Source organism: Bacillus sp. REN10 (genome assembly GCF_016820555.1).
Lineage (GTDB): Bacteria > Bacillota > Bacilli > Bacillales > Domibacillaceae > Bacillus_CE.
The window spans coordinates 1-19,517 of record NZ_JADHDW010000022.1; the positions used below are offsets into that span (position 1 = coordinate 1).

The following is a 19,517-nucleotide window of genomic DNA, read 5'->3' on the forward strand; positions in this document are numbered from 1 at the left end:
CCCGACTTTTTGTTCCACGCACCAGTTCACAAAAGCACGGGTCGTCTTGTGCAAGAGATCGCCTAACTGCCGTTCACTTTTAGAGAGAATGTACTTTTTTGCCCGATTGTATTGGCGCCACTTCCTCGACCCTTTTTGACACCGACTCATGAGCATTTGCAGTTCTCTCATTTTTTTGTTTCGCAACCGGTGAACACTGCGCATCTTCCTTCCCGAAATCACTAGCGCTTGTCCATGAGTACTAACAGCGGCAATGGTATGAATTTCCCCTGGATCAATCGCGGCTGTCTGACCATCTTGAATCAGTACAGGGGTAATGCCGTCTTCATACGACAAACAGGCATGCCATCGGCCGTCATAGACGAGTTCTACTTCTTTGACTAAGCCATTTGGGACTGACGAAAGCTTCAACACGAGCGGTGCCTGCTGTTTCCCTTGCCATCTTCCTAAGCTAAGGATCAGTTTCCGTCCTTCTAACACGAAGGCTTTGTCGACCCATTTAGGATGGAACACGAATTTTTCTTTGTATGGATACCGGATAGATTTATTCGTTTTCCTCGCTTGGCGCACCCCTTCTCGGGCACGCAAAAACTTGTGGCACACCGCTTGGATCGTCTGACTGTGAAGCGGATACAAGCCTTTGAGTTCCAATTGAAGGTCGCTTTTGTTGATCCATTGGCCATGAATTCGGTAGTAATACCGAGCCAGCTGTACGCAGTCATTCCAAATCGTTCCGCAGATCCGGCGTAGGTGAAATAACTGTTGAAGCGTAGACGGTGACGCGGTAAAGCTTGTTTTCAACGTGCGATACATCCGATCCCCTCCTTTGTCATCATTATAAAACGAATGTATGTTCCCATCAAGAGCAAATGGAAAATGTCATCCTTTTTTCTTTCGACAAAGTTCGGAAGGTCCTCTACCCAACACTTTTCGGCTGTGCCGAACCGCGATTCATCCCCTCCCTACTCGCTGGGCTGTGCCCTTCACGCTCCTTGAGGAAGAGGGCTTCTCTCGGATTATGTTAAATATTAAAAAACACAGTATGCGGTTATTCCAGCATACTGTGCTTTAGCGAGAGGGATATTACTGATTCTTATTTCTTCGCGCTTTTGCTCTTTGATCTGCCGCTTTGGAACGTTCTTGAGCAACTAGATCATCTCGATCAGCAAGCTCTTGTGAGAATTCAACATCTCGACCATCTGATTGAAAAGCTCCAGCTGTATTCGTAACTTGATCATTATCCTCATTATTTACATTTTGTAACATTTTTAAAAACCTCCAATTGAAATGTAGTACGCATTTAGAATGTGTAATTTTAATTCATGTCATTCATTTTTTGCTTAAGTTGTATTCGGAATATTTGTTCCTTTCATTGTACGGCAATAATTACTCATTGCTAGATGAAGCTTGCTTTTCTAGATCGAGGAGCAGTGTCTTCATTTCTAATCCGCCCCGATAGCCAGTTAATGAGCCATTCTTTCCTACTACACGATGACATGGTACGGTGATTAATACTGGATTAGCTCCGATGGCTGCCCCTACAGCACGAACAGCTGCTGGTTTATTTATATCATTTGCAATGTCGGAATAGGACTTCGTCTGTCCGTATGGAATCTCACAAAGTGCGTTCCAGACGGCGAGCTGAAATTGCGTACCTACGTACTCAAATGGAACAGTAAAGGTTTTTCGCTTTCCTTCTAAATACTGAGTAATTTCAACGACATAGGGTTCCAGCTTTTCATCATCTTCAACAAGAGGACTTCCCGGAAAGCGTTTCTTAGCCCATTCGAATAATTCCTCGAATGGTTTGTTCTGTGAACCTACAAACACAAGCCCCTTTGAAGTTGAAGCAATATAAAAATTCCATTCCTTAAACTTTAGTAAAGACCAATAAAGGGTTGGTTTATTCTTTGTTTCCATTGTACTTTTCCTCCCTTTTACTTATTTGACGAAATTGTGGTGGTGTCTGTCCGGTTTTCTTTATGAACCTCCCCCGCCTATCGCTTCGCACTTCACTAGAGGTGGGGGTTTCTTGTCGATCCCCAAGACATTAGAAGCTGGACGATGTCCATAGGTGTACACAACACCCTCCTCTGCCTTGGGGACTGACGCTCCCCTACAGAAGCAGTGGTCTTGACGCAAGATATCTCTCGACCGCTTGCTGCCACCGTAAGCAACAGAGGGAGAATCGAACTCCCCCTGGGGCGGTTCTGCCCATCTACTACGCCTGTACAGGACGTAGATACGTGATGTTCATCAACATCACTTCGCGAAACTTCCCATGCACATACTGGGACAAAATACTCCCTGCACCGTGGATGTCTCGATGCCGTTCATAACCGCAGGAACATCGGTAGTTTCGTGAACGGACTTTGTTTCGTTTTCCACAAGCAGAGCATGCTTGTGTTGTATAGGCTTCGTTTTCTTTTGATAAGGAAACACCAACCGCTTCTAATTTATAGGCTAGTTGTTTGGTCAGCTTTCCAACACTCCAATTGCTGAGTTTTTGGTTCACTTGTTTGGAGCGGAGGCGTTTTCTTCGCTTGTTTCGTTTGCTTGTGTGTCGCTGGACGCCTTCCACATCGCCAAGAGCGACATGCCCGACTTGTTGTTCCACGCACCAGTTCACAAACGCACGTGTGGTCTTATGAAGGAGATCTCCTAGCTGTCGTTCGCTTTTAGAAAGAATGTACTTTTTTGCCCGATTGTATTGGCGCCATTTCCTCGACCCTTTTTGACACCGGCTCATGAGGATTTGCAGTTCTCTCACTTTTTTGTTTCGCAACCGGTGAACACTGCGCATCTTTCTGCCCGAAATCACTAGTGCTTGTCCATGAGTACTAACAGCGGCAATTGTATGAATTTCTCCTGGATCGATCGCGGCTGTATGATCGTCTGACTGTGAAGCGGATACAAGCCTTTGAGTTCCGCTTGAAGGTCGCTTTTGTTGATCCATTGGCCATGAATTCGGTAATAATACCGAGCTAGCTGCACGCAGTCATTCCAAATCGTTCCGCAGATCCGGCGTAGATGAAACAATTGTTGAAGCGTGGACCGTGGCGCTGTAAAGCTTGTTTTTAATTTGCGATACATCCCATCCCCACCTTTGTCATCATTATAAAACGAATGTATGTTCCTATCAAGAGCGAATGGAACATATCACCTTTTTTTCTTTCGACAAAGTTCGGAAGGTCCTCCATCCAACGCTTTTCGGCTGTGCCGAACCGAGAGTCATGCCCTCCCTACTCGCTGGGCTACGCCCTGCATGCTCCCTGAGGAAGAGGACTTCTCTCGGATTATGTTAAAATCGCTGGAAGCTTTGCAAATCCATTCTCATCTAATTCATTTTGAATTGAATCCCAATTTAAGTTTTCCACACGCGTTTTTATATCTTGGCCCATTTTTATCCACTCCTATTTAGGATTCTTGATAACTAAACTATAACCTTATAAATAGGAAAAATAAGGTATTTGGAATGTAATAGCAAGATAACGAAATTAATCAAGATTATTATGTGATAAAGCAAACGTTCAATCAATGTGAGTTTTCCTTCTAATTATTTTGTAAATATTATAGGAGATCGTATTAAGATGAGGGGAATGAAAAAGTGACTGGGCATGAAGCCAATGATGATATTATTATTACATTACCTAAAGAATTTGACATGAATGCTAATCTAGGCTATCTAGCAAGGGGAAAAAATGAATGGATGTATGAAATCGAGAACGGTATCATTACAAGAGTTATAGCCATTAGGGGAATTCAGTCCTTAGTGCAGATAAGCGTAATCAATAATAAACAAGTGGTTGTTCAGGTTGTTCAATTCCTAAATGATTCTAGACCTATTGAAAAATGGCAACGGGAAGAGATTGTAAAATATATTCGTGAATGGTTTGATCTTGATAACGATTTAACGCCATTTTATAAAATGGCAAATAAAAAGAATCCATTTTGAAAAAAGTTTGATCATTTTCTACCCTCTGCCACAATCGAGCCTGATTTCTTGAAATATGCTCATATTAAAAACCATGGAATCATCTGGTTTAAGATGCTCCATGGTTTTGATGAAGTGTGTTTGAACTTTATACTTTAGCCGCCCAAATTTCTATTTCAATTTTTATCTCAGGTAAACCTAACTCAGCAATATATGCAATCGTCATTGCCGGATAATCATTACCAAATAATTGTTCCCACTCTGAATCAAAAAAGTCCCAATCAATTTGCTCAGTAGCCCATATGTTCACTTTAATAATGTTTTCAGCGCTTAAATCCTCAGAATCTATCACTGTTTTTATATTGATAAACGTATTACTCACTTGTTCATTCATAGTTTGTGGAAATTGTCCATTTCGATCTACACCGATTTGACCTGATGTCACATATAACTCTGCATTCCTTGGAATTTTTGTAATATGTGTGTAATCGCCAACTGGTGCAGGCATACTTGTTGGGTTTTTTCTTGTGATTTTTTCGTTTTCCATTTATTTACCTCGCCATTTAAAAGATTTTTCTGCAGTTTTGCCTAGAAAGCCAAATTTGGACACACTTCACCCTTGAAAAGATTTCTAGAAAAAAACAGCAGTGGAGTATCCATATCCGCAAGATAAAAACTTAAGTGATTTTTTCTTCATGGGTGAACACTCCTCTCTCTCTTAAAATGACAAGATTTTTGATAATTACTATTTTATAGGAAATAGGTTCTTTATGCAACTTAAATACTAATCTAAGACTTATTCCGCAAAATGACCAAGATTGTTGAATTTAAAAAACAGATTATCAGCATAATTGTATCAAACTTTATTCCAAGTCTACACTTCAACAATCTGGCCCTTTAATGAAATAACTTTATTATCACTTAATAGGTTCTTAATCCAAAAAAAGAACCGAAATCCCTTCTTTATAGAAATAGGAAATTCCGGTTCATCTTTTTTTATAAACGGTTAAACTTTTTTCAAAACGATGCTGTAAAGTGATAATAAAGTTATTTAATTCTGATCTAAAAATATAAGAGCCTCGCTACAAATCATATTGTAGTAAGGCTCTTTAAAGTTGTTTAATTCTTAGTTCAACTAAAGCCCCCGTTAGTTCAATAAAAAAAGAGCTGCCTAGGCAACTCAATGTTCTTCAAGTAAAACACCCCGTTAAATAATGGTAACGAAAAAGTTATGAAGTGCGTGCAATATAATAACCGACCATAATGAACCGGTCTTTTTGTACACGAACCCTAGAAGTAAGCCTAAAATAAAAATATATGCATGCGTCCCAAAATGAAAGAATATGTCATTGTAAATCCAAACTGGATAGTGTATTACTAAAAATAATAAAGCGGTAATAACATTTGCTTTCCAAAAGGCCATTTTTCTATTTATCTCTTGTAAAATAAATCCTCTAAAGACAATTTCTTCAGCAATCCCAGCCATTAGAAAGACATTTAAGTAATCATCAATAGATAATGAAAATTGAAATGATTGCTGCTTAATGATATAAGTTTCAATCGCAAAATATATGCCCACTAACAGTGAAAAAAATATTCCCCAAAATAAACCTTTCTTAACATTAACGTTCATTTTTAAGTAGTCAAATGGATTAGTATATAAATAATATTTTATGTATAACCAAGTTGGAACAATCCAAACGAGACCTTTAACCAACGCCTCTAATAATGGTGAGATTATTTCACCAAACGAATAAATGTATTCGATTAACCATAATTCTTTAATTGTCCATGCAAGATAAAAAATGAGTAGAAACCCTGTCATTGTTTTTACATCATTATTTTTCACTTTGTTTTCAACACTTAATTTCGATTCCATTTATACCTCCTAAAATCCAACGCTTTTTCATTTTTAAATATTTACCAAATTAAGTATATCATATATTTTTATTCAACTATCCTGCACCGTTAGTTCAATAAGAATTAAACAACTTTATTATTTTTTAAACAACTTTATTATTCGAACACAGATGCGTGTTGAAGTGGAATAAAGTTTGATAAAAAATACCTCGCAAATCCGCATTTTACGATAAACAAAAAGAATCCATTTTGAAAAAAGATTACTCAAAATGGATTCTGATATTGTAATATCAAGATTGCCTTTTATAAAAAAGATTGATTATTTTCTAGCTATGTTGTTGAATAATTGCTCTCTTCTTGGAACTAGTATTTGAATTTAATAATTGTTACACCACTGCGTATCCTTCAAATTTTTCAATTTAGTAAATGTCTAGAAAAACCAATGGTATTAATAGCCTTCTGATGGTTTTTCTGTATCACTGTTCAATATAATCTATTTCTCTCTAATAAAGATGGACGAATCATGTCTAAGACTGCATGAGACAGATTTTCTGGATATTCAGCAATTCGATGACATAAATATAAATACCATTCTTGTCCATAGGTTAAGTAAGCTCTACAGTTATATCCCTTAGCTTTTAGGTCTTTTAATAAATCTGGCCGTACTCCGTAAAGCATTTCTATTTCTGTATTGGGATGATTCAGATACTGACGTTTTTGTATTTCTTGAATAAGAATTTCATCATTTGTAGCAATCGATACCGGATGATTTGCCTTTATTAATTGGTCTACAAATTCAAGATAACGGTCATTTAATTCCTTTGACCTTGACATGGCAATCTCATTAGATTCTTGATAAGCACCTTTAACGATTCGTATTTTACCTGGATAATCAATAAGTTCCTTAAAATCATCGCTAGACCGATATAAGTGTGCTTGAAGCGTTATCCCTACATTTGAGTATTGCCTAGTGACCTTTTTATAAATATCAAGAATTGCATCCGTTTTTAAAGATTCTTCCATACTAATCATTACCGTTATTCCAAACTGCTTTGCTTTCTTAGCTATTTCTAGTAAATGACTATAAGCTATGTCTGGACTTACAGATAATCCAATATGTGAAAGATCAAGCGAAACTGTTTGATTCCTTGACATAGAACTCATTTCCTCTATTAGACTTAAAAATTCATCTTTTGCTTTTATGCATTCCTCTAAATTGGTTATATTTTCCCCCATGTATTCAAGTGAAATACAATACCCTTTTGAAATCAAATCATTGGCTACTTCAATCCCTTCTTGTTTCTTTTCTCCTGCAACAAACCGTTTCGCAGCCTTTAATAATAATGGATAGAGTTCATTAGATTGTTGAACAAAAGATTTAATCTGTTGATTTCGTGCAATTGATTTGAGTGCTTGAGCGACTTGAATTTCATGGTTATTCATTATTATCCTTCCTCTCTTCCTATTTAAATCAACTTTATCATGTTAAAATAGTTTATATTAGTGCCACTTATTGTATTTTTTGATAGTACCACTTTAAACAAAGGAGATCTCAACTATGCTTTGGATTCCGATTGACCGGTCGCTGGATATACCATTAACCCGGCAGGTTTATCAGCAAATACGCGAACGAATCTTAAACGGACAACTAGAAATAAATGAAAAACTTCCATCGACTCGTGAAATGTCTTCTGAATTAAAATTATCTCGGAATGTGATTTTAGAAGCGTATGATCAGTTATTAGCTGAAGGTTTCTTAGTGGCAAAAAGGGGGTCGGGGACGTATGTTGCTACCGGTACTTTTCTGGAGAAATATAAAAAAACTTCCTTTGAACAATCTTTTCATGGGAATGAAGATAATAAAAAAGATGAGAACATCATTGATTTCCGTTCCGGGATACCTGCATTAGATTTATTTCCAAGAAAAACATGGGCTCAGTTATCTTCTGCCACTTGGAATGATACACAATCTTCTGTATTTGGATATGATTTCCCTGAAGGGCGTCTAGAGTTAAGGTCAGCTATATCGCGGTATTTACTGAAAACTAGGGGAGTTGTTTGCCACCCTAATCAAATTGTGGTTACTTCTGGTGCAACACAGGCTATGACTCTTGTTTCTCGATTACTTATATCTTCTAATGATACAGTTATTATGGAAGATCCCATTACTATTGATATTCAAATGATCTTTAAATCGGCAGGAGCGTGTATATATCCTATATCTGTTGATAAAGACGGGATGAAAACATCCTTTTTGCCGTTAGATAAAAAACCTAAATTCATCTATGTGCCCCCTTCTCATCAATTTCCTTTAGGGGGAACACTACCGATTCAAAGGCGAATTCAACTAATAAACTACTCAAGAAAAACAAATTGTTATCTAGTTGAGGATGATTATGACAGTGAGTTTCGGTATGAAGGATTACCTATCAGTTCATTACAGGGATTGGAGCCTGAACGTGTGATATATATTGGTTCGTTTAGCAAAATATTATCGCCAGCTCTTAGAATGGGCTATTTAATTCTTCCTTCACAGTTAATTGAGAAATGCCGGAAACTAAAATGGTTTTCTGATTTACATACACCTTCTTTGGATCAACTTATCCTCACACGTTTTATTCAAGACGGTCATTTGGAACGGCATATTGCGAAGATGAAAAAGATTTATAAAAACCGAAGAGATTACCTAATCAATTATTTAAAATCAACATTTTCTAATAAGGTAAATGTTTTTGGTGATTCAACAGGCCTACACCTCGTTGCTGAACTTAAAGGGCTGTACTTCTCAAAGGACTTACTTAAAGAAATTGAACAATTTGGGGTTAAAATTTATCCAGTAGAAGACCATACTATTGAAAAAGATAATCATTCAAATCAAATTATTTTGGGATATGGACATCTAAACAAAACAGAAATAGAAAAAGGTATAGCCAGACTGCATAAGGCAATAAATAACGGGAACCAAAAGTACTTGTAACTAAACATCTATTAACTACCTTGGTCTGAAAACATCCAGGCCATATGCGCAAAATAGCCAGCTAGCCGAAAAGAAATTCCGCTAGCTGACTATTCGTCGTGCGTACCGTAAAAGTGCGCTATTTTTTATATTTCGGGGTTACTCTTTTCAATAAAACACCTCTTTAGACTATAGTTGTCTAAAGAGGTAAAACGGTGCAATTATTTTACAACCGGTATGGCTTTATTTCAAACCGCACATCTTTTTATTTGGATAACACAGTGTTGCTTTTAAATAAAGTTTAATCAAATTGATACTAATAACCTTGATAAACGATCATGGTAAATTCAAGTGCTTACAAGGAATACTTAGCTAATTGTTCACCCCAAGATGATAATTCAGTCTCAATAAATCCTGCCTTTTTATATACAAATTTTGCTGTAAGGTTTTCAGGATCATATCCGATCATTATTAAAGAAATGTTTGCATTATTATTTCGTCTTATCTCTTCAATAACCAGATATATAGCTTGTTTACCTATACCTTTTCCTTGAAATTCTTCATCAATCATAAGTCTATAAATCCAATAATTATTATCATCAGGGTCTATCCCAAACATAGTAAATCCTATCATTTTATTATCAAGGTAAATACCTTTTGCATAGAAATTATCTAGAAATTGAACTTCTGCGATAGAATAAAGGTTGGATGCAATAAATGTTTGTTGTTCTTCTTTAACAGATAATCTAATTGCTTCTTCCCAATTACTTTTGTCAATAGGCTTTAAATAAATTTTCTTCAATCTAGTACTCTCCCTTTAATATTGAAGGGGAACCACGTAGTTTATGGGCTATTGAAACGTTATCCCCTTGTTTTTTGGCCCAATCAAGTATAAATAATTTCTCATCGACAACGCCTCCTTAAAAGTACAAGTAAAAACAAATTATTATATTCAATATAATTACAATATTTCCTCTATATTTTATTGAACACTAGATTATTCTTACCAAACCTTACTGTTAATTTAGTAAGTGTTATTCAATTAATTGTCACTCAACAGTTCCTTAATCGATCTTTCAATTCCAGATGTTCTTCTTCGCTTTGACATAAAAACACCCCTTTAGACAATAATATCCAAAGGGGCAAAGCTTCGCAACTTTTTTAAAAACGTCGCGACTTTATTCAAAACATCGCATCTTTTTTATAAAAATCGCGACTTTATTTCAAATCCACACAATTGTTTTTATCAAATCTCTCTTTTACTCCACCGTAACACTCTTCGCCAAATTCCGTGGCTTGTCGACATCACAGTCGCGATGCAATGCAGCGTAGTAAGCAATTAACTGCAACGGAATGATCGAAACGAGCGGTGTAAGCAGTTCATGCACAGATGGGATGACGAAGCGGTCGTCTTCTGCTTCTAGGCCCTTCATGGAGATGATGCATGGGTTGGCACCGCGTGCGGCTACTTCTTTGACGTTTCCGCGAATGCTTAAGTTGACGCTTTCTTGTGTTGCTAAAGCGATGACTGGTGTGCCGTCTTCGATGAGGGCAATGGTGCCGTGTTTCAGTTCTCCGCCAGCAAATCCTTCTGCTTGGATATAAGAGATTTCTTTTAGTTTTAGTGCACCTTCAAGGCCAACGAAAAAGTCGATGGAACGGCCGATGAAGAAGCAGTTGCGTGTTGTTGCTAAGTAGTCGCGAGCGATTTGTTCGAATTCATCTTTCGCATCGCATAGGACTTCCATAGTGTTGGCTGTGATGCCCAGTTCTTTCACGAGGTTGAAGGATACCTCTTCGCCACGTGATTGAGCCGCTGCGTTCGCTAAGATTGCGAGTACAGCGATTTGAGCTGTGTAAGCCTTGGTGGAGGCAACAGCAATTTCTGGGCCAGCATGAAGCAATAGCGTGTAGTCTGCTTCACGGGATAGGGTCGATCCAGGTACGTTTGTGATCGTTAATGCTTTGTAGCCAAGTTCTTTAATTTTGACTAATACAGCACGGCTATCTGCTGTTTCTCCGCTTTGTGAGATGAAAATGAATAATGGATTGGCAGATAGTAATGGCATATTGTAAACAAATTCACTTGCTACGTGTACCTCTGTTGGGATCTTTACTAATTTTTCCAGATATTGTTTACCGAGAAGACCGGCATGATAGCTTGTTCCGCAAGCCACGATATAGACACGGTCTGCTTCGTTTAACGCAGCAAGGATCTCTTCATCGACTGTTAGTTCACCTTGTTCGTTTTGGTACGCTTGAATGATTTTTCTCATAACCAGTGGCTGCTCATCGATTTCTTTCATCATGTAGTGAGCATATGTGCCTTTTTCGATGTCGCTAGCATCTAATTCAGCTGTGTAAGGCGCGCGTTCTACCACTTCACCATCGAGCTTTTTGATCGTTACTTGCTCTTTTGTGACGATGACCATTTCTTTATCCATGAGTTCTACAAATTGATCTGTCACTTGAAGCATCGCCATTGCATCCGAAGCCACAACATTAAAGTCTTCTCCAAGGCCGACAAGAAGCGGACTTTTATTCTTCGCCACAAAAATCGTTTCTTTCGCTTCACTGTCTAACAGCGCTAAAGCGTAAGAGCCTTTTAACAGAGTTAATGTTTTGCGGAAAGCTTCTTCTGTTTCTAGGCCTTCTTTTGAAAAAATTTCTACTAACTGAACGATGACCTCTGTATCCGTATCACTTTTCAAGGCAACGTCTAATAGGTACTCCTTTTTCAATTGTTCATAGTTTTCGATCACACCGTTATGAACAAGGGTAAAGCGGCCGGATACGCTTTGATGCGGATGAGCATTTAGCTGGCTTGGCGCTCCGTGCGTTGCCCAGCGAGTATGTCCAATCCCTGTTGTCGCTTCAACATTTAGATCAACGATTTTTCGCAGATCGGCAATTCGGCCTTTTTCTTTAAAAATATGAACTCCGTCTTCGTTTCTTACAGCAATTCCCGCTGAGTCATAACCGCGGTACTCAAGCTTTTCTAAACCTTTTAATAAAATTTCCTTCGTATCGTTTAACCCGATATATCCAACGATTCCGCACATAAGTTGTTTCCTCCTTGAAGGAAAGCAAGCAATCAAGCAGAGCGCTTCGTTGCCGCTCTCCTCTTTCTTTTTCTTGGTTGTTTTTCCATTCCCTTTGTGCATAAGGTTACCCTTATGTTTTAAGAAAGGACTAACGATTATACAACCTTCAACCGGGAGGCATCCGCCGAACGTTCGATAAACCTCCTCCTCGTCAACTAGCTGGGCTCTCTCCCGCTAGTTCAGGCGCTTTTAAAAAAACTTTTATTCGTCACTTCACCCCTTTTTTTTAAAAATAGAAGCAAAGCAGGATAATCATACACTAATCAAAATCCCCTAGTCAACTAACTTCTTATGGAACTTCTTCATGTAAACGCATACTATTGATAGCATATGAAAAAGAGACGCAAACGCGTCTCTTTTTCCTTATTCTAATCGTTCATTTATCCCGCATGAACGGACAGTGAAACCCTCATTGATTGACGTTTCACTTTACTCGGTTAAACCCATTTCTTCTCTTACAACTGCAGCAATTCGTTCTACGTATGCGGTACAGTGTTCTTCTGATACTGCTTCCACCATCACACGCACAAGCGGCTCTGTTCCAGATGGGCGAACTAAAACGCGGCCGTTACCGTTCATTTCCGCTTCCACTGCTTCAATCGTCGCTTTTACTTTTTCATTTTCTGTTACTTTATGTTTATCTGATACACGAACATTGACTAACATTTGCGGGTACTTCTTCATTTCTGCCGCTAACTCAGATAACGGCTTTTTCGTCATGTTCATAATATTAACTAGTTGAAGACCTGTTAGTAATCCGTCCCCTGTTGTATTGTAGTCAAGGAAGATGATATGGCCAGATTGCTCTCCGCCAAGATTATATTGATGCTTTTTCATCGCTTCTACTACATAGCGATCACCAACAGCTGTTTGTACACTGTTGATGCCTAGTTCCTCAAGGCCTTTATAAAAACCAAGGTTGCTCATAACGGTTGATACAACGACAGAGTCTTTTAATTGACCTTCTTTGTTCAAATATTTCGCACAGATGAACATAATTTGGTCGCCATCTACGACATTGCCTTTTTCATCAACCGCAATTAAACGGTCGCCATCGCCGTCAAACGATAAACCGATATCGGCCCCTTTTTCTTTCACGAAAGTAGCTAATGCTTCTGGATGAGTAGAACCGACGCCATCGTTAATATTTAATCCGTTTGGCGATGCTCCCATTGTGGAGATGTCCGCTTCAAGATCAGCAAACAAATGCGTAGCTAACGAGAACGTTGCTCCGTGTGCACAATCTAGGGCAATGTGAATATTGGAGAAGTCCTCATCCACTGTTTGTTTTAAGTATTGAATATATTTTTGACCGCCTTCAAAATAGTCGTTTAATTGACCAAGGTCTGCACCGACTGGACGTGGCAATGTATCTTCTTCTTTATCAAGTAAGGCTTCAATTTCTGCTTCTTGTTCATCCGTAAGCTTAAAGCCGTCGGATCCAAAAAACTTAATGCCATTATCCGCCACTGGATTATGAGAAGCAGAAATCATGACTCCTGCTTGAGCGTCCATTGCTTTTGTTAAATAAGCGACACCTGGAGTAGAAATCACGCCTAATCGCATCACTTCTGCACCGATGGATAAAAGACCGGCAACAAGTGCGCCTTCAAGCATATGTCCGGAAATACGAGTATCTCTTCCTACCAAAACTTTTGGACGTTCTGCGTTTTTTGTTAGTACATATCCGCCAAATCTTCCTAGCTTAAACGCTAGCTCTGGAGTTAGTTCAGTATTCGCTACTCCTCTGACTCCATCTGTCCCAAAATACTTACCCATTGATAGATTCTCTCCTTTATTTCATCAAATAGAAAACTTATTCATTGGCTTTCTCTTCCGGTTTCGTTTCCGGACTGCCTTCAACTGATACTTTCACTTTCACTAACTGCGGCGAGGCAAAGTTTAAACCCTCGCCTAGTTCGATCGGTACTTTAATCGTTGTATCCTTCGTTATATCTGATACATCAATTGGCACCATTAGTTCTTCCATGTCGTTAAGAATCGATTCTTTTCCGTAAATGGTTAGTTCATCGGTTTCCGGTTCGATTGCGGTGATCGTGACTCCTTTTGGCGGAGTACCTTTTGGAAACACATTTAACTTGATTTTCTTGCTAGGGTTCTTAACAGCAATTGAAACTTGTACCGTTTCTGGTTCGACTCTCACATCGAGCTTATTCAGCTCGTTATCGAGCACCCTGATTTTCGCTGTGCCTGTTGTTTCTTTATCGACTTTTTCCTTTACGTCAAGCGTTGCTTTTACATAGACAATCTGATTCACCGCATCTTTAGAACCCGTAATTTTCACGCGGCGAGGGTCAACAGACAGATCTTCTACTTGATATCCTTCCGCTAACATATTGTCATTAAATTCAGGATCCACGATAAAGTAATCAGATACCTTTTCTTCAATGGTGATGTTCACTTTTTCAGGCTGAATCGTCACATCTAGCTTATCTGATAGGTTTTTATGTTTAATTGGTACAACATGTTTCCCAATGCTCAAGTCTGTTAAGTCAATAAAAAGCTCAAAATCCCTATTTTGCTTTGTCGATTGAACAATGCTTTTCGGACCAACAATTTTCACTTGAACATCTTTCGGTATACCAGATACGAATAAATTTTCATTGTCATAATAAGCCTGAACAGGCACATCGTTTAGGATCTCTGTGCTTCCTTGGGAAGACTCGTCCACTTTCTTCTTTAACTCAAAATCATCAAAGTTGACAGATGTATACAGTAAAACGGCTAATAAGAAAGCAACGATACGCATAAACCACGGACTATCTATGAAATTATCCATTGCTCTTTCTCCCCCTCCAGCTCCAGCGGTTCGAGAAGTCGCTTTTTTCAACCGTTAATAGCTCATGTTGTAGCATTTGCTTGAAATCTTCAGCGGATAATTCACGATACAGATCACCATTTTTGGCGATGGAGACGGATCCCGTTTCCTCAGAGACAATGATGGTGATACTATCTGTTACTTCACTCACACCTAAAGCTGCGCGATGACGCGTTCCTAATTCTTTTGAAATGAAAGGATTTTCTGAAAGCGGCAAATAGCAACCGGCCGCTGCGATTTGGGTTTTCTGAATAATAACAGCTCCATCATGAAGCGGTGTATTCGGAATAAAGATATTGATTAAGAGCTCGGAGGAAATCGTTGAATTCATCGCGATTCCCGTTTCAATATAATCATTCATACCGGTCTCCCTTTCAATTGAAATAAGGGCACCAATCCGGCGCTTGGCCATATAGCCAATGGATTTCACTAAGGCATCGATCATTTTCAGCTGATCCTCATCCTCTTGTGAAATGGTTCGGGAAAACAATCTGCCTCGTCCAAGCTGCTCCAGCGCTCTCCTTACTTCTGGCTGGAAGATGATAATCACCGCTAGAAATCCCCACGTTAACGCTTGTTGCATAATCCAACTTAGCGTATCAAGCCCGAGAAGTCCGCTCACGCTTCTGACGATGACAATCACGAAAATTCCTTTTAATAGCTGAACCGCTTTCGTACCTCTTATAATCATTAACAATTTATAAACAACAAACCATACAAGCAATATATCTAATATGTTAGATAAAGAATCTAACACCGAAAAATTATCAAAGTAAGTTGAAAACGGCATATTACATCCTCCAATAATGTAATTACTGTAGCCGTATAAGGGCTGTATGTTTCTCTTAGCCAATCTATTATAGCATAATCTATCCTAAAACGAAAAAAGAAGCAAAACGGCAGCTTGTGTGGAGGCAATTGATGCCTTCATTCAATAACTATGTTCACATTGGACTCCTTCTCTTGGTAAAAGACAAGGAGTCCACACCAACATAATGGTCGAACAAAGCTAATTAAATATTACAGCTACTGTTTTCTTCATTTTGTACCAAATCCAGCCGAACACTTCATCGATCTCTTCAATTTCCCCTGTCACTTTTCCAGCAGAAGCCATATATTTATCGCCATTAATGACGGTCACATTTCCTTCTACTTCACCTTCAATTCGGATGTCTCCGTTTTCCACCACGAGGTCTCCTTTAATTTTCTCTCCCTCTGGCACAATGACGGTATGATTTTCGACCTTTAACTGATCATGCTTTGTAAAAGCGAAATTATCTGCTTCTTGTTGCCATAGAGAGAAAAATCCGCCCGTCATTAGCGCGAGAAATAAAGAGGCTGCTGTAAAAAATGGATGCTGTTGAAACCAGCGCTTCACCCCCACCGATTTTCCTTCCTTCGGTAAAGCGAAAAGCACTCTTTCCGTAAACCCTTCTGGGGCTTTAATATGAGACGCGCTTTGAACAAGAGCAATCGTTCTCTTAAGATCCATAAAATGTTGCTTGCAGTCAAGGCAATCGTCTAAATGTTTCTTTAATTCTCTCTGCTGTTCGATCTCAAGCTCCCCATCTAGGTATCTATGCATAAATTGTACAATATGTTTTGGACAAGAAGTCATTATCGCACACATCCCTTCAATTACAAATGCCTTAAATATTTTCGGAGCGTTTCACGTCCTCGATGCACCCTCGTTTTTACAGTTCCTAGAGGCAGATCCAAAACATCTGCAATTTCCTGAAGCTGCAGTTCTTCGATATACTTTAATACAATGACCGAACGATATTTTTCAGGTAGCTTTAAAATAGCTTGTTGAATCGTTCCTTGCAGCTCCAAATTTTCTACCTCTTCTTCAGGAAGGTTGTCTGTCGAAGAAATTTGAGAATACATGTTGAGTCCTTCTGTTCCAGAAATTTCTGCATCTAGATGATAATCTGGCTTTTTCTTGCGAATACGGTCGATACACAGATTCGTCGCAATTCGGTAAAGCCACGTCGCAAATTTTTTCTTAGGGTCATAGGAATGAATATTCATGAAAGCTTTAATGAAAGCTTCCTGAGCTGCATCCTCCGCTTCATGGCGATCCCATAGCATTCGAAAACAGATTTGATATACCTTATCTTTATAAATTTCTACAATCTCTCCAAAGGCATTTTGATCGCCTTTTAACACTTGTTTTATTCTTCTTTGTACAATTAACTCCATTGCTCTTTACCTCCGCCCTGGCAGGTACCATTATATACGATTATGTACTCGAAAAAGTTTCAAAAAAGGTTATTTTTTTTATCAGAACTCTCTTAAATAAGTTTACATTTTTTTGAAATCAGGTAAAATACATGTAGAAGACTTTTAATGACTGGAGCTGAAAAAGGATGGTTCTACTAGATAAGGATATTTTAACCGAAATTGAAGATTATCGAAACGAAATGATTATATTAGCTATGGAAACATCTTTTTCAAATAAAAAAGTACTTGAGATCAGCACAAAGCTAGATGAATTATTAAATGAATACGAACTAACGAAATAACCGGAAGCCTGGCCGCCTTAGCCAATACTTCCGGTTTTAATTATAATAGCTTTTCTCCAAATAATGAACCCATTAACGCAACTGCTACAGCTGCGGTTTTATTTTTTTCATCAAGAATTGGATTGACTTCAACAAATTCGGCTGAAGTAATTAATCCGCTCTCTTCTAGCAATTCCATCGCTAAATGACTCTCGCGATAGCTAATTCCCCCAATGACTGGCGTGCCTACCCCTGGTGCATCATTAGGGTCTAATCCGTCCAGATCTAAAGAAAGGTGGACACCATCTGTCCTATCTTTTAAATAAGCAATCGTTTCTTCGATTACTTTCGTCATTCCAAGACGATCTACTTCGTGCATCGTATACACTTTAATCCCTTGCTCTTTAATCAGCGCCTTCTCTCCTTCATCGAGCGAACGAGCACCGATAATCACAATGTTTTCTGGCTTTACTTTTGGGGCATAGCCGTATAAATCCGTTAAATCTTTATGGCCAAGCCCTAAGCTGGCAGCTAAAGGCATGCCATGAATATTTCCAGATGGAGAGGTCTCCGCTGTATTTAAATCCCCATGGGCATCATACCAAATAACACCCAGATTTTTATAATGTTTAGAAGTACCTGCCAATGACCCGATTGCAATACTGTGGTCACCACCGAGAACAAGCGGAAAACTGCCTGCTTGGATCACTTCATCCACTTTTTGAGCTAATCGTTCACTTGCTTCTGCAACCGCTTTCAAATTTTTCAAGTTTGTATTTTCATCTTCAACAGAATAGTGTCTGCTAATTTCAATATCGCCACAATCCTCAACTTCAAGTTTCAAGCTCTCTAGTCTTTCACAGACGCCCGCATAACGAATCGCACTTGGTCCCATGTCCACTCCTCTTCGAAGCTGACCAAGATCCATAGGAACCCCAATGATTGATACCTTTTTATTCATCTTTACCACTCCTCTTTGTGCTGCCTCTGTTGCTGTTGCTATTTTACTAAAAAAAGTTATATGACTCAACTTGACATTTTTCTGAATATTTATTCGCATCTGACAATAAAAAAGCTCTGTCATTCTATTGTTTAAACAATAGAATGACAGAGCTTTATTAGAAAGTGAGCCATGAAGGACTCGAACCTTCGACCCTCTGATTAAAAGTCAGATGCTCTACCAACTGAGCTAATGGCTCGAATGGCTGGGCTAGCTGGATTCGAACCAGCGCATGACGGAGTCAAAGTCCGTTGCCTTACCGCTTGGCTATAGCCCAATACTTTATATAAAGAAATAAAAAAGACATTCACTATAAGTATGTCCATTTAATTCATATTATATAAACTGGTGGAGGGGGACGGATTCGAACCGCCGAACCCTGAGGGAGCGGATTTACAGTCCGCCGCGTTTAGCCACTTCGCTACCCCTCCACAATATTTAAATACTGGTGCCGGCGAGAGGACTTGAACCCCCAACCTACTGATTACAAGTCAGTTGCTCTACCAATTGAGCTACACCGGCTTAAGTAAAGTTTTATTAATGGTGGAGGATGACGGGATCGAACCGCCGACCCCCTGCTTGTAAGGCAGGTGCTCTCCCAGCTGAGCTAATCCTCCGTTCATGGTGACCCGTACGGGATTCGAACCCGTGTTACCGCCGTGAAANAGTAAAGTTTTATTAATGGTGGAGGATGACGGGATCGAACCGCCGACCCCCTGCTTGTAAGGCAGGTGCTCTCCCAGCTGAGCTAATCCTCCGTTCATGGTGACCCGTACGGGATTCGAACCCGTGTTACCGCCGTGAAAGGGCGGTGTCTTAACCGCTTGACCAACGGGCCAACACTTTACAAATAATAAGCTTCCAACCGGGCTCGAACCGGTGACCTCTTCCTTACCATGGAAGTGCTCTACCTGCTGAGCTATGGAAGCAATGGCTCCGCAGGCAAGATTCGAACTTGCGACCGATCGGTTAACAGCCGATTGCTCTACCACTGAGCTACTGCGGAATGTTTGCCTGGCAACGTCCTACTCTCACAGGGGGAAACCCCCAACTACCATCGGCGCTGAAGAGCTTAACTTCCGTGTTCGGTATGGGAACGGGTGTGACCTCTTCGCTATCGCCACCAGACTATTAAAGACAAACTTTATTATAACAAAACATATGTATTTTTCAATACTTTTTTGTTATAAAATTTGTTCTTTCAAAACTGGATAATAAGTATTGTAACCTTGCAAATCGCCTATTATGGTATGTTCATTCTAGTTCCGGCTCCTAGACATTCGAGTCAAATAACCTGTCGCTTACAAGACTCACGTCTTT

17 protein-coding genes, 9 tRNA genes, 1 rRNA gene and 1 pseudogene are annotated in these 19,517 nt (G+C 39.2%); 3 read left to right on the top strand and 25 right to left on the bottom strand.

Annotated features, from left to right (window positions below):
* The 4 genes from IRB43_RS16870 to IRB43_RS16890 form a co-directional block, all read right to left on the bottom strand.
* On the bottom strand, positions 1-813 hold an 813-nt coding region (locus IRB43_RS16870; protein ID WP_203364642.1), incomplete at its 3' end, for an RNA-guided endonuclease InsQ/TnpB family protein.
* Between the two features lie 270 nt (positions 814-1,083).
* The gene (locus tag IRB43_RS16875; RefSeq protein ID WP_203364643.1) at positions 1,084-1,266 is read right to left on the bottom strand and encodes a YfhD family protein; all 183 of its coding nucleotides are present in this window, start codon (positions 1,264-1,266) and stop codon (positions 1,084-1,086) included.
* A 120-nt stretch (positions 1,267-1,386) separates the two neighbouring features.
* On the bottom strand, positions 1,387-1,920 hold the full coding sequence (gene adaB, locus IRB43_RS16880) for a methylated-DNA--[protein]-cysteine S-methyltransferase (protein WP_203364644.1): 534 nt from the start codon (positions 1,918-1,920) through the stop codon (positions 1,387-1,389).
* Between the two features lie 301 nt (positions 1,921-2,221).
* A complete protein-coding gene (locus IRB43_RS16890) occupies positions 2,222-2,956 on the bottom strand; it encodes an RNA-guided endonuclease TnpB family protein (protein WP_238942078.1) in 735 nt (244 codons plus the stop codon).
* A 651-nt stretch (positions 2,957-3,607) separates the two neighbouring features.
* On the opposite strand from IRB43_RS16890, the pseudogene IRB43_RS16900 reads away from it, so the two are divergent.
* Positions 3,608-3,934: pseudogene (locus IRB43_RS16900) on the top strand (DNA glycosylase); the annotation flags it as partial.
* A gap of 148 nt (positions 3,935-4,082) precedes the next feature.
* On the opposite strand, the gene IRB43_RS16905 reads toward IRB43_RS16900, so the two are convergent.
* From IRB43_RS16905 to IRB43_RS16915, 3 genes are all read right to left on the bottom strand, one after another.
* Positions 4,083-4,481, bottom strand: coding sequence for a RidA family protein (locus tag IRB43_RS16905; RefSeq protein WP_203364646.1), 399 nt, complete (start codon positions 4,479-4,481; stop codon positions 4,083-4,085).
* A 660-nt stretch (positions 4,482-5,141) separates the two neighbouring features.
* On the bottom strand, positions 5,142-5,813 hold the full coding sequence (locus IRB43_RS16910; RefSeq protein ID WP_203364647.1) for a CPBP family intramembrane glutamic endopeptidase: 672 nt from the start codon (positions 5,811-5,813) through the stop codon (positions 5,142-5,144).
* 464 nt (positions 5,814-6,277) lie between these two features.
* Entirely contained in the window at positions 6,278-7,237 is a 960-nt protein-coding gene (locus IRB43_RS16915; protein ID WP_203364648.1) for a proline dehydrogenase family protein, read from the bottom strand.
* Between the two features lie 115 nt (positions 7,238-7,352).
* Here IRB43_RS16915 and pdxR point away from each other — a divergent pair, with 115 nt between their 5' ends.
* Positions 7,353-8,771, top strand: coding sequence for a MocR-like pyridoxine biosynthesis transcription factor PdxR (gene pdxR / locus IRB43_RS16920; protein ID WP_203364649.1), 1,419 nt, complete (start codon positions 7,353-7,355; stop codon positions 8,769-8,771).
* 334 nt (positions 8,772-9,105) lie between these two features.
* Here pdxR and IRB43_RS16925 read toward each other — a convergent pair whose 3' ends face one another.
* The 7 genes from IRB43_RS16925 to sigW all read right to left on the bottom strand — a co-directional run bounded on the left by IRB43_RS16925 (position 9,106) and on the right by sigW (position 16,895).
* A complete protein-coding gene (locus IRB43_RS16925) occupies positions 9,106-9,552 on the bottom strand; it encodes a GNAT family N-acetyltransferase (protein WP_203364650.1) in 447 nt (148 codons plus the stop codon).
* 457 nt (positions 9,553-10,009) lie between these two features.
* Positions 10,010-11,812 carry a glutamine--fructose-6-phosphate transaminase (isomerizing) gene (gene glmS, locus IRB43_RS16930; RefSeq protein WP_203364651.1) on the bottom strand — a complete coding sequence of 601 codons (1,803 nt, stop codon included), beginning with the start codon at positions 11,810-11,812 and terminating at the stop codon, positions 10,010-10,012.
* Between the two features lie 471 nt (positions 11,813-12,283).
* On the bottom strand, positions 12,284-13,633 hold the full coding sequence (gene glmM / locus IRB43_RS16935) for a phosphoglucosamine mutase (protein ID WP_203364652.1): 1,350 nt from the start codon (positions 13,631-13,633) through the stop codon (positions 12,284-12,286).
* Between the two features lie 37 nt (positions 13,634-13,670).
* Positions 13,671-14,654 carry a CdaR family protein gene (locus IRB43_RS16940; RefSeq protein WP_203364653.1) on the bottom strand — a complete coding sequence of 328 codons (984 nt, stop codon included), beginning with the start codon at positions 14,652-14,654 and terminating at the stop codon, positions 13,671-13,673.
* Positions 14,647-15,483 (bottom strand): diadenylate cyclase CdaA, encoded by an 837-nt coding sequence (gene cdaA / locus IRB43_RS16945; protein ID WP_203364654.1) that lies wholly within the window; start codon positions 15,481-15,483, stop codon positions 14,647-14,649. The genes IRB43_RS16940 and cdaA overlap by 8 nt, the downstream gene beginning before the upstream one ends.
* A 219-nt stretch (positions 15,484-15,702) precedes the next feature.
* A complete protein-coding gene (locus IRB43_RS16950; protein ID WP_203364655.1) occupies positions 15,703-16,311 on the bottom strand; it encodes an anti-sigma factor family protein in 609 nt (202 codons plus the stop codon).
* A 20-nt stretch (positions 16,312-16,331) separates the two neighbouring features.
* Entirely contained in the window at positions 16,332-16,895 is a 564-nt protein-coding gene (gene sigW, locus IRB43_RS16955) for an RNA polymerase sigma factor SigW (protein WP_203364656.1), read from the bottom strand.
* A gap of 167 nt (positions 16,896-17,062) precedes the next feature.
* On the opposite strand from sigW, the gene IRB43_RS16960 reads away from it, so the two are divergent.
* Positions 17,063-17,218: an aspartyl-phosphate phosphatase Spo0E family protein gene (locus IRB43_RS16960; RefSeq protein WP_203364657.1), complete on the top strand. Its 156-nt coding sequence runs from the start codon at positions 17,063-17,065 to the stop codon at positions 17,216-17,218.
* 40 nt (positions 17,219-17,258) lie between these two features.
* Here the strand turns inward: IRB43_RS16960 and rocF are convergent, their stop codons facing one another.
* From rocF to rrf, 11 genes are all read right to left on the bottom strand, one after another.
* Positions 17,259-18,158, bottom strand: a complete 900-nt coding sequence (rocF, locus tag IRB43_RS16965; RefSeq protein ID WP_203364658.1) for an arginase — start codon at positions 18,156-18,158, stop codon at positions 17,259-17,261.
* A gap of 165 nt (positions 18,159-18,323) precedes the next feature.
* A tRNA-Lys gene (locus IRB43_RS16970) sits at positions 18,324-18,396 on the bottom strand.
* Between the two features lie 3 nt (positions 18,397-18,399).
* Positions 18,400-18,474 (bottom strand) — tRNA-Gln (locus IRB43_RS16975).
* A gap of 69 nt (positions 18,475-18,543) precedes the next feature.
* Positions 18,544-18,628 (bottom strand) — tRNA-Tyr (locus IRB43_RS16980).
* A 15-nt stretch (positions 18,629-18,643) separates the two neighbouring features.
* Positions 18,644-18,719 (bottom strand) — tRNA-Thr (locus tag IRB43_RS16985).
* Between the two features lie 19 nt (positions 18,720-18,738).
* Positions 18,739-18,814: transfer RNA gene (locus IRB43_RS16990), tRNA-Val, on the bottom strand.
* A 65-nt stretch (positions 18,815-18,879) separates the two neighbouring features.
* Positions 18,880-18,955 (bottom strand) — tRNA-Val (locus tag IRB43_RS16995).
* A gap of 5 nt (positions 18,956-18,960) precedes the next feature.
* Positions 18,961-19,035 (bottom strand) — tRNA-Glu (locus tag IRB43_RS17000).
* An 18-nt stretch (positions 19,036-19,053) separates the two neighbouring features.
* Positions 19,054-19,126, bottom strand: a tRNA-Thr gene (locus IRB43_RS17005).
* Positions 19,127-19,128: 2 nt separating this feature from the next.
* A tRNA-Asn gene (locus IRB43_RS17010) sits at positions 19,129-19,203 on the bottom strand.
* 6 nt (positions 19,204-19,209) lie between these two features.
* Positions 19,210-19,325: ribosomal RNA gene (gene rrf, locus IRB43_RS17015) — 5S ribosomal RNA — on the bottom strand.
* Between the last annotated feature and the right edge of the window lie 192 nt (positions 19,326-19,517).

What these genes read in the sequence shown, in the direction of transcription:
- adaB (WP_203364644.1), bottom strand. Translation starts at nt 1,920, where the DNA reads ATGGAAACAAAGAATAAACCAACCCTTTATTGGTCTTTACTAAAGTTT.
- sigW (WP_203364656.1), bottom strand. Translation starts at nt 16,895, where the DNA reads ATGGAGTTAATTGTACAAAGAAGAATAAAACAAGTGTTAAAAGGCGAT.
- IRB43_RS16960 (WP_203364657.1), top strand. Translation starts at nt 17,063, where the DNA reads ATGGTTCTACTAGATAAGGATATTTTAACCGAAATTGAAGATTATCGA.
- rocF (WP_203364658.1), bottom strand. Translation starts at nt 18,158, where the DNA reads ATGAATAAAAAGGTATCAATCATTGGGGTTCCTATGGATCTTGGTCAG.
- IRB43_RS16905 (WP_203364646.1), bottom strand. Translation starts at nt 4,481, where the DNA reads ATGGAAAACGAAAAAATCACAAGAAAAAACCCAACAAGTATGCCTGCA.
- IRB43_RS16890 (WP_238942078.1), bottom strand. Translation starts at nt 2,956, where the DNA reads ATGGATCAACAAAAGCGACCTTCAAGCGGAACTCAAAGGCTTGTATCC.
- glmM (WP_203364652.1), bottom strand. Translation starts at nt 13,633, where the DNA reads ATGGGTAAGTATTTTGGGACAGATGGAGTCAGAGGAGTAGCGAATACT.
- pdxR (WP_203364649.1), top strand. Translation starts at nt 7,353, where the DNA reads ATGCTTTGGATTCCGATTGACCGGTCGCTGGATATACCATTAACCCGG.
- IRB43_RS16875 (WP_203364643.1), bottom strand. Translation starts at nt 1,266, where the DNA reads ATGTTACAAAATGTAAATAATGAGGATAATGATCAAGTTACGAATACA.
- IRB43_RS16915 (WP_203364648.1), bottom strand. Translation starts at nt 7,237, where the DNA reads ATGAATAACCATGAAATTCAAGTCGCTCAAGCACTCAAATCAATTGCA.
- IRB43_RS16950 (WP_203364655.1), bottom strand. Translation starts at nt 16,311, where the DNA reads ATGACTTCTTGTCCAAAACATATTGTACAATTTATGCATAGATACCTA.
- IRB43_RS16910 (WP_203364647.1), bottom strand. Translation starts at nt 5,813, where the DNA reads ATGGAATCGAAATTAAGTGTTGAAAACAAAGTGAAAAATAATGATGTA.
- IRB43_RS16940 (WP_203364653.1), bottom strand. Translation starts at nt 14,654, where the DNA reads ATGGATAATTTCATAGATAGTCCGTGGTTTATGCGTATCGTTGCTTTC.
- glmS (WP_203364651.1), bottom strand. Translation starts at nt 11,812, where the DNA reads ATGTGCGGAATCGTTGGATATATCGGGTTAAACGATACGAAGGAAATT.
- cdaA (WP_203364654.1), bottom strand. Translation starts at nt 15,483, where the DNA reads ATGCCGTTTTCAACTTACTTTGATAATTTTTCGGTGTTAGATTCTTTA.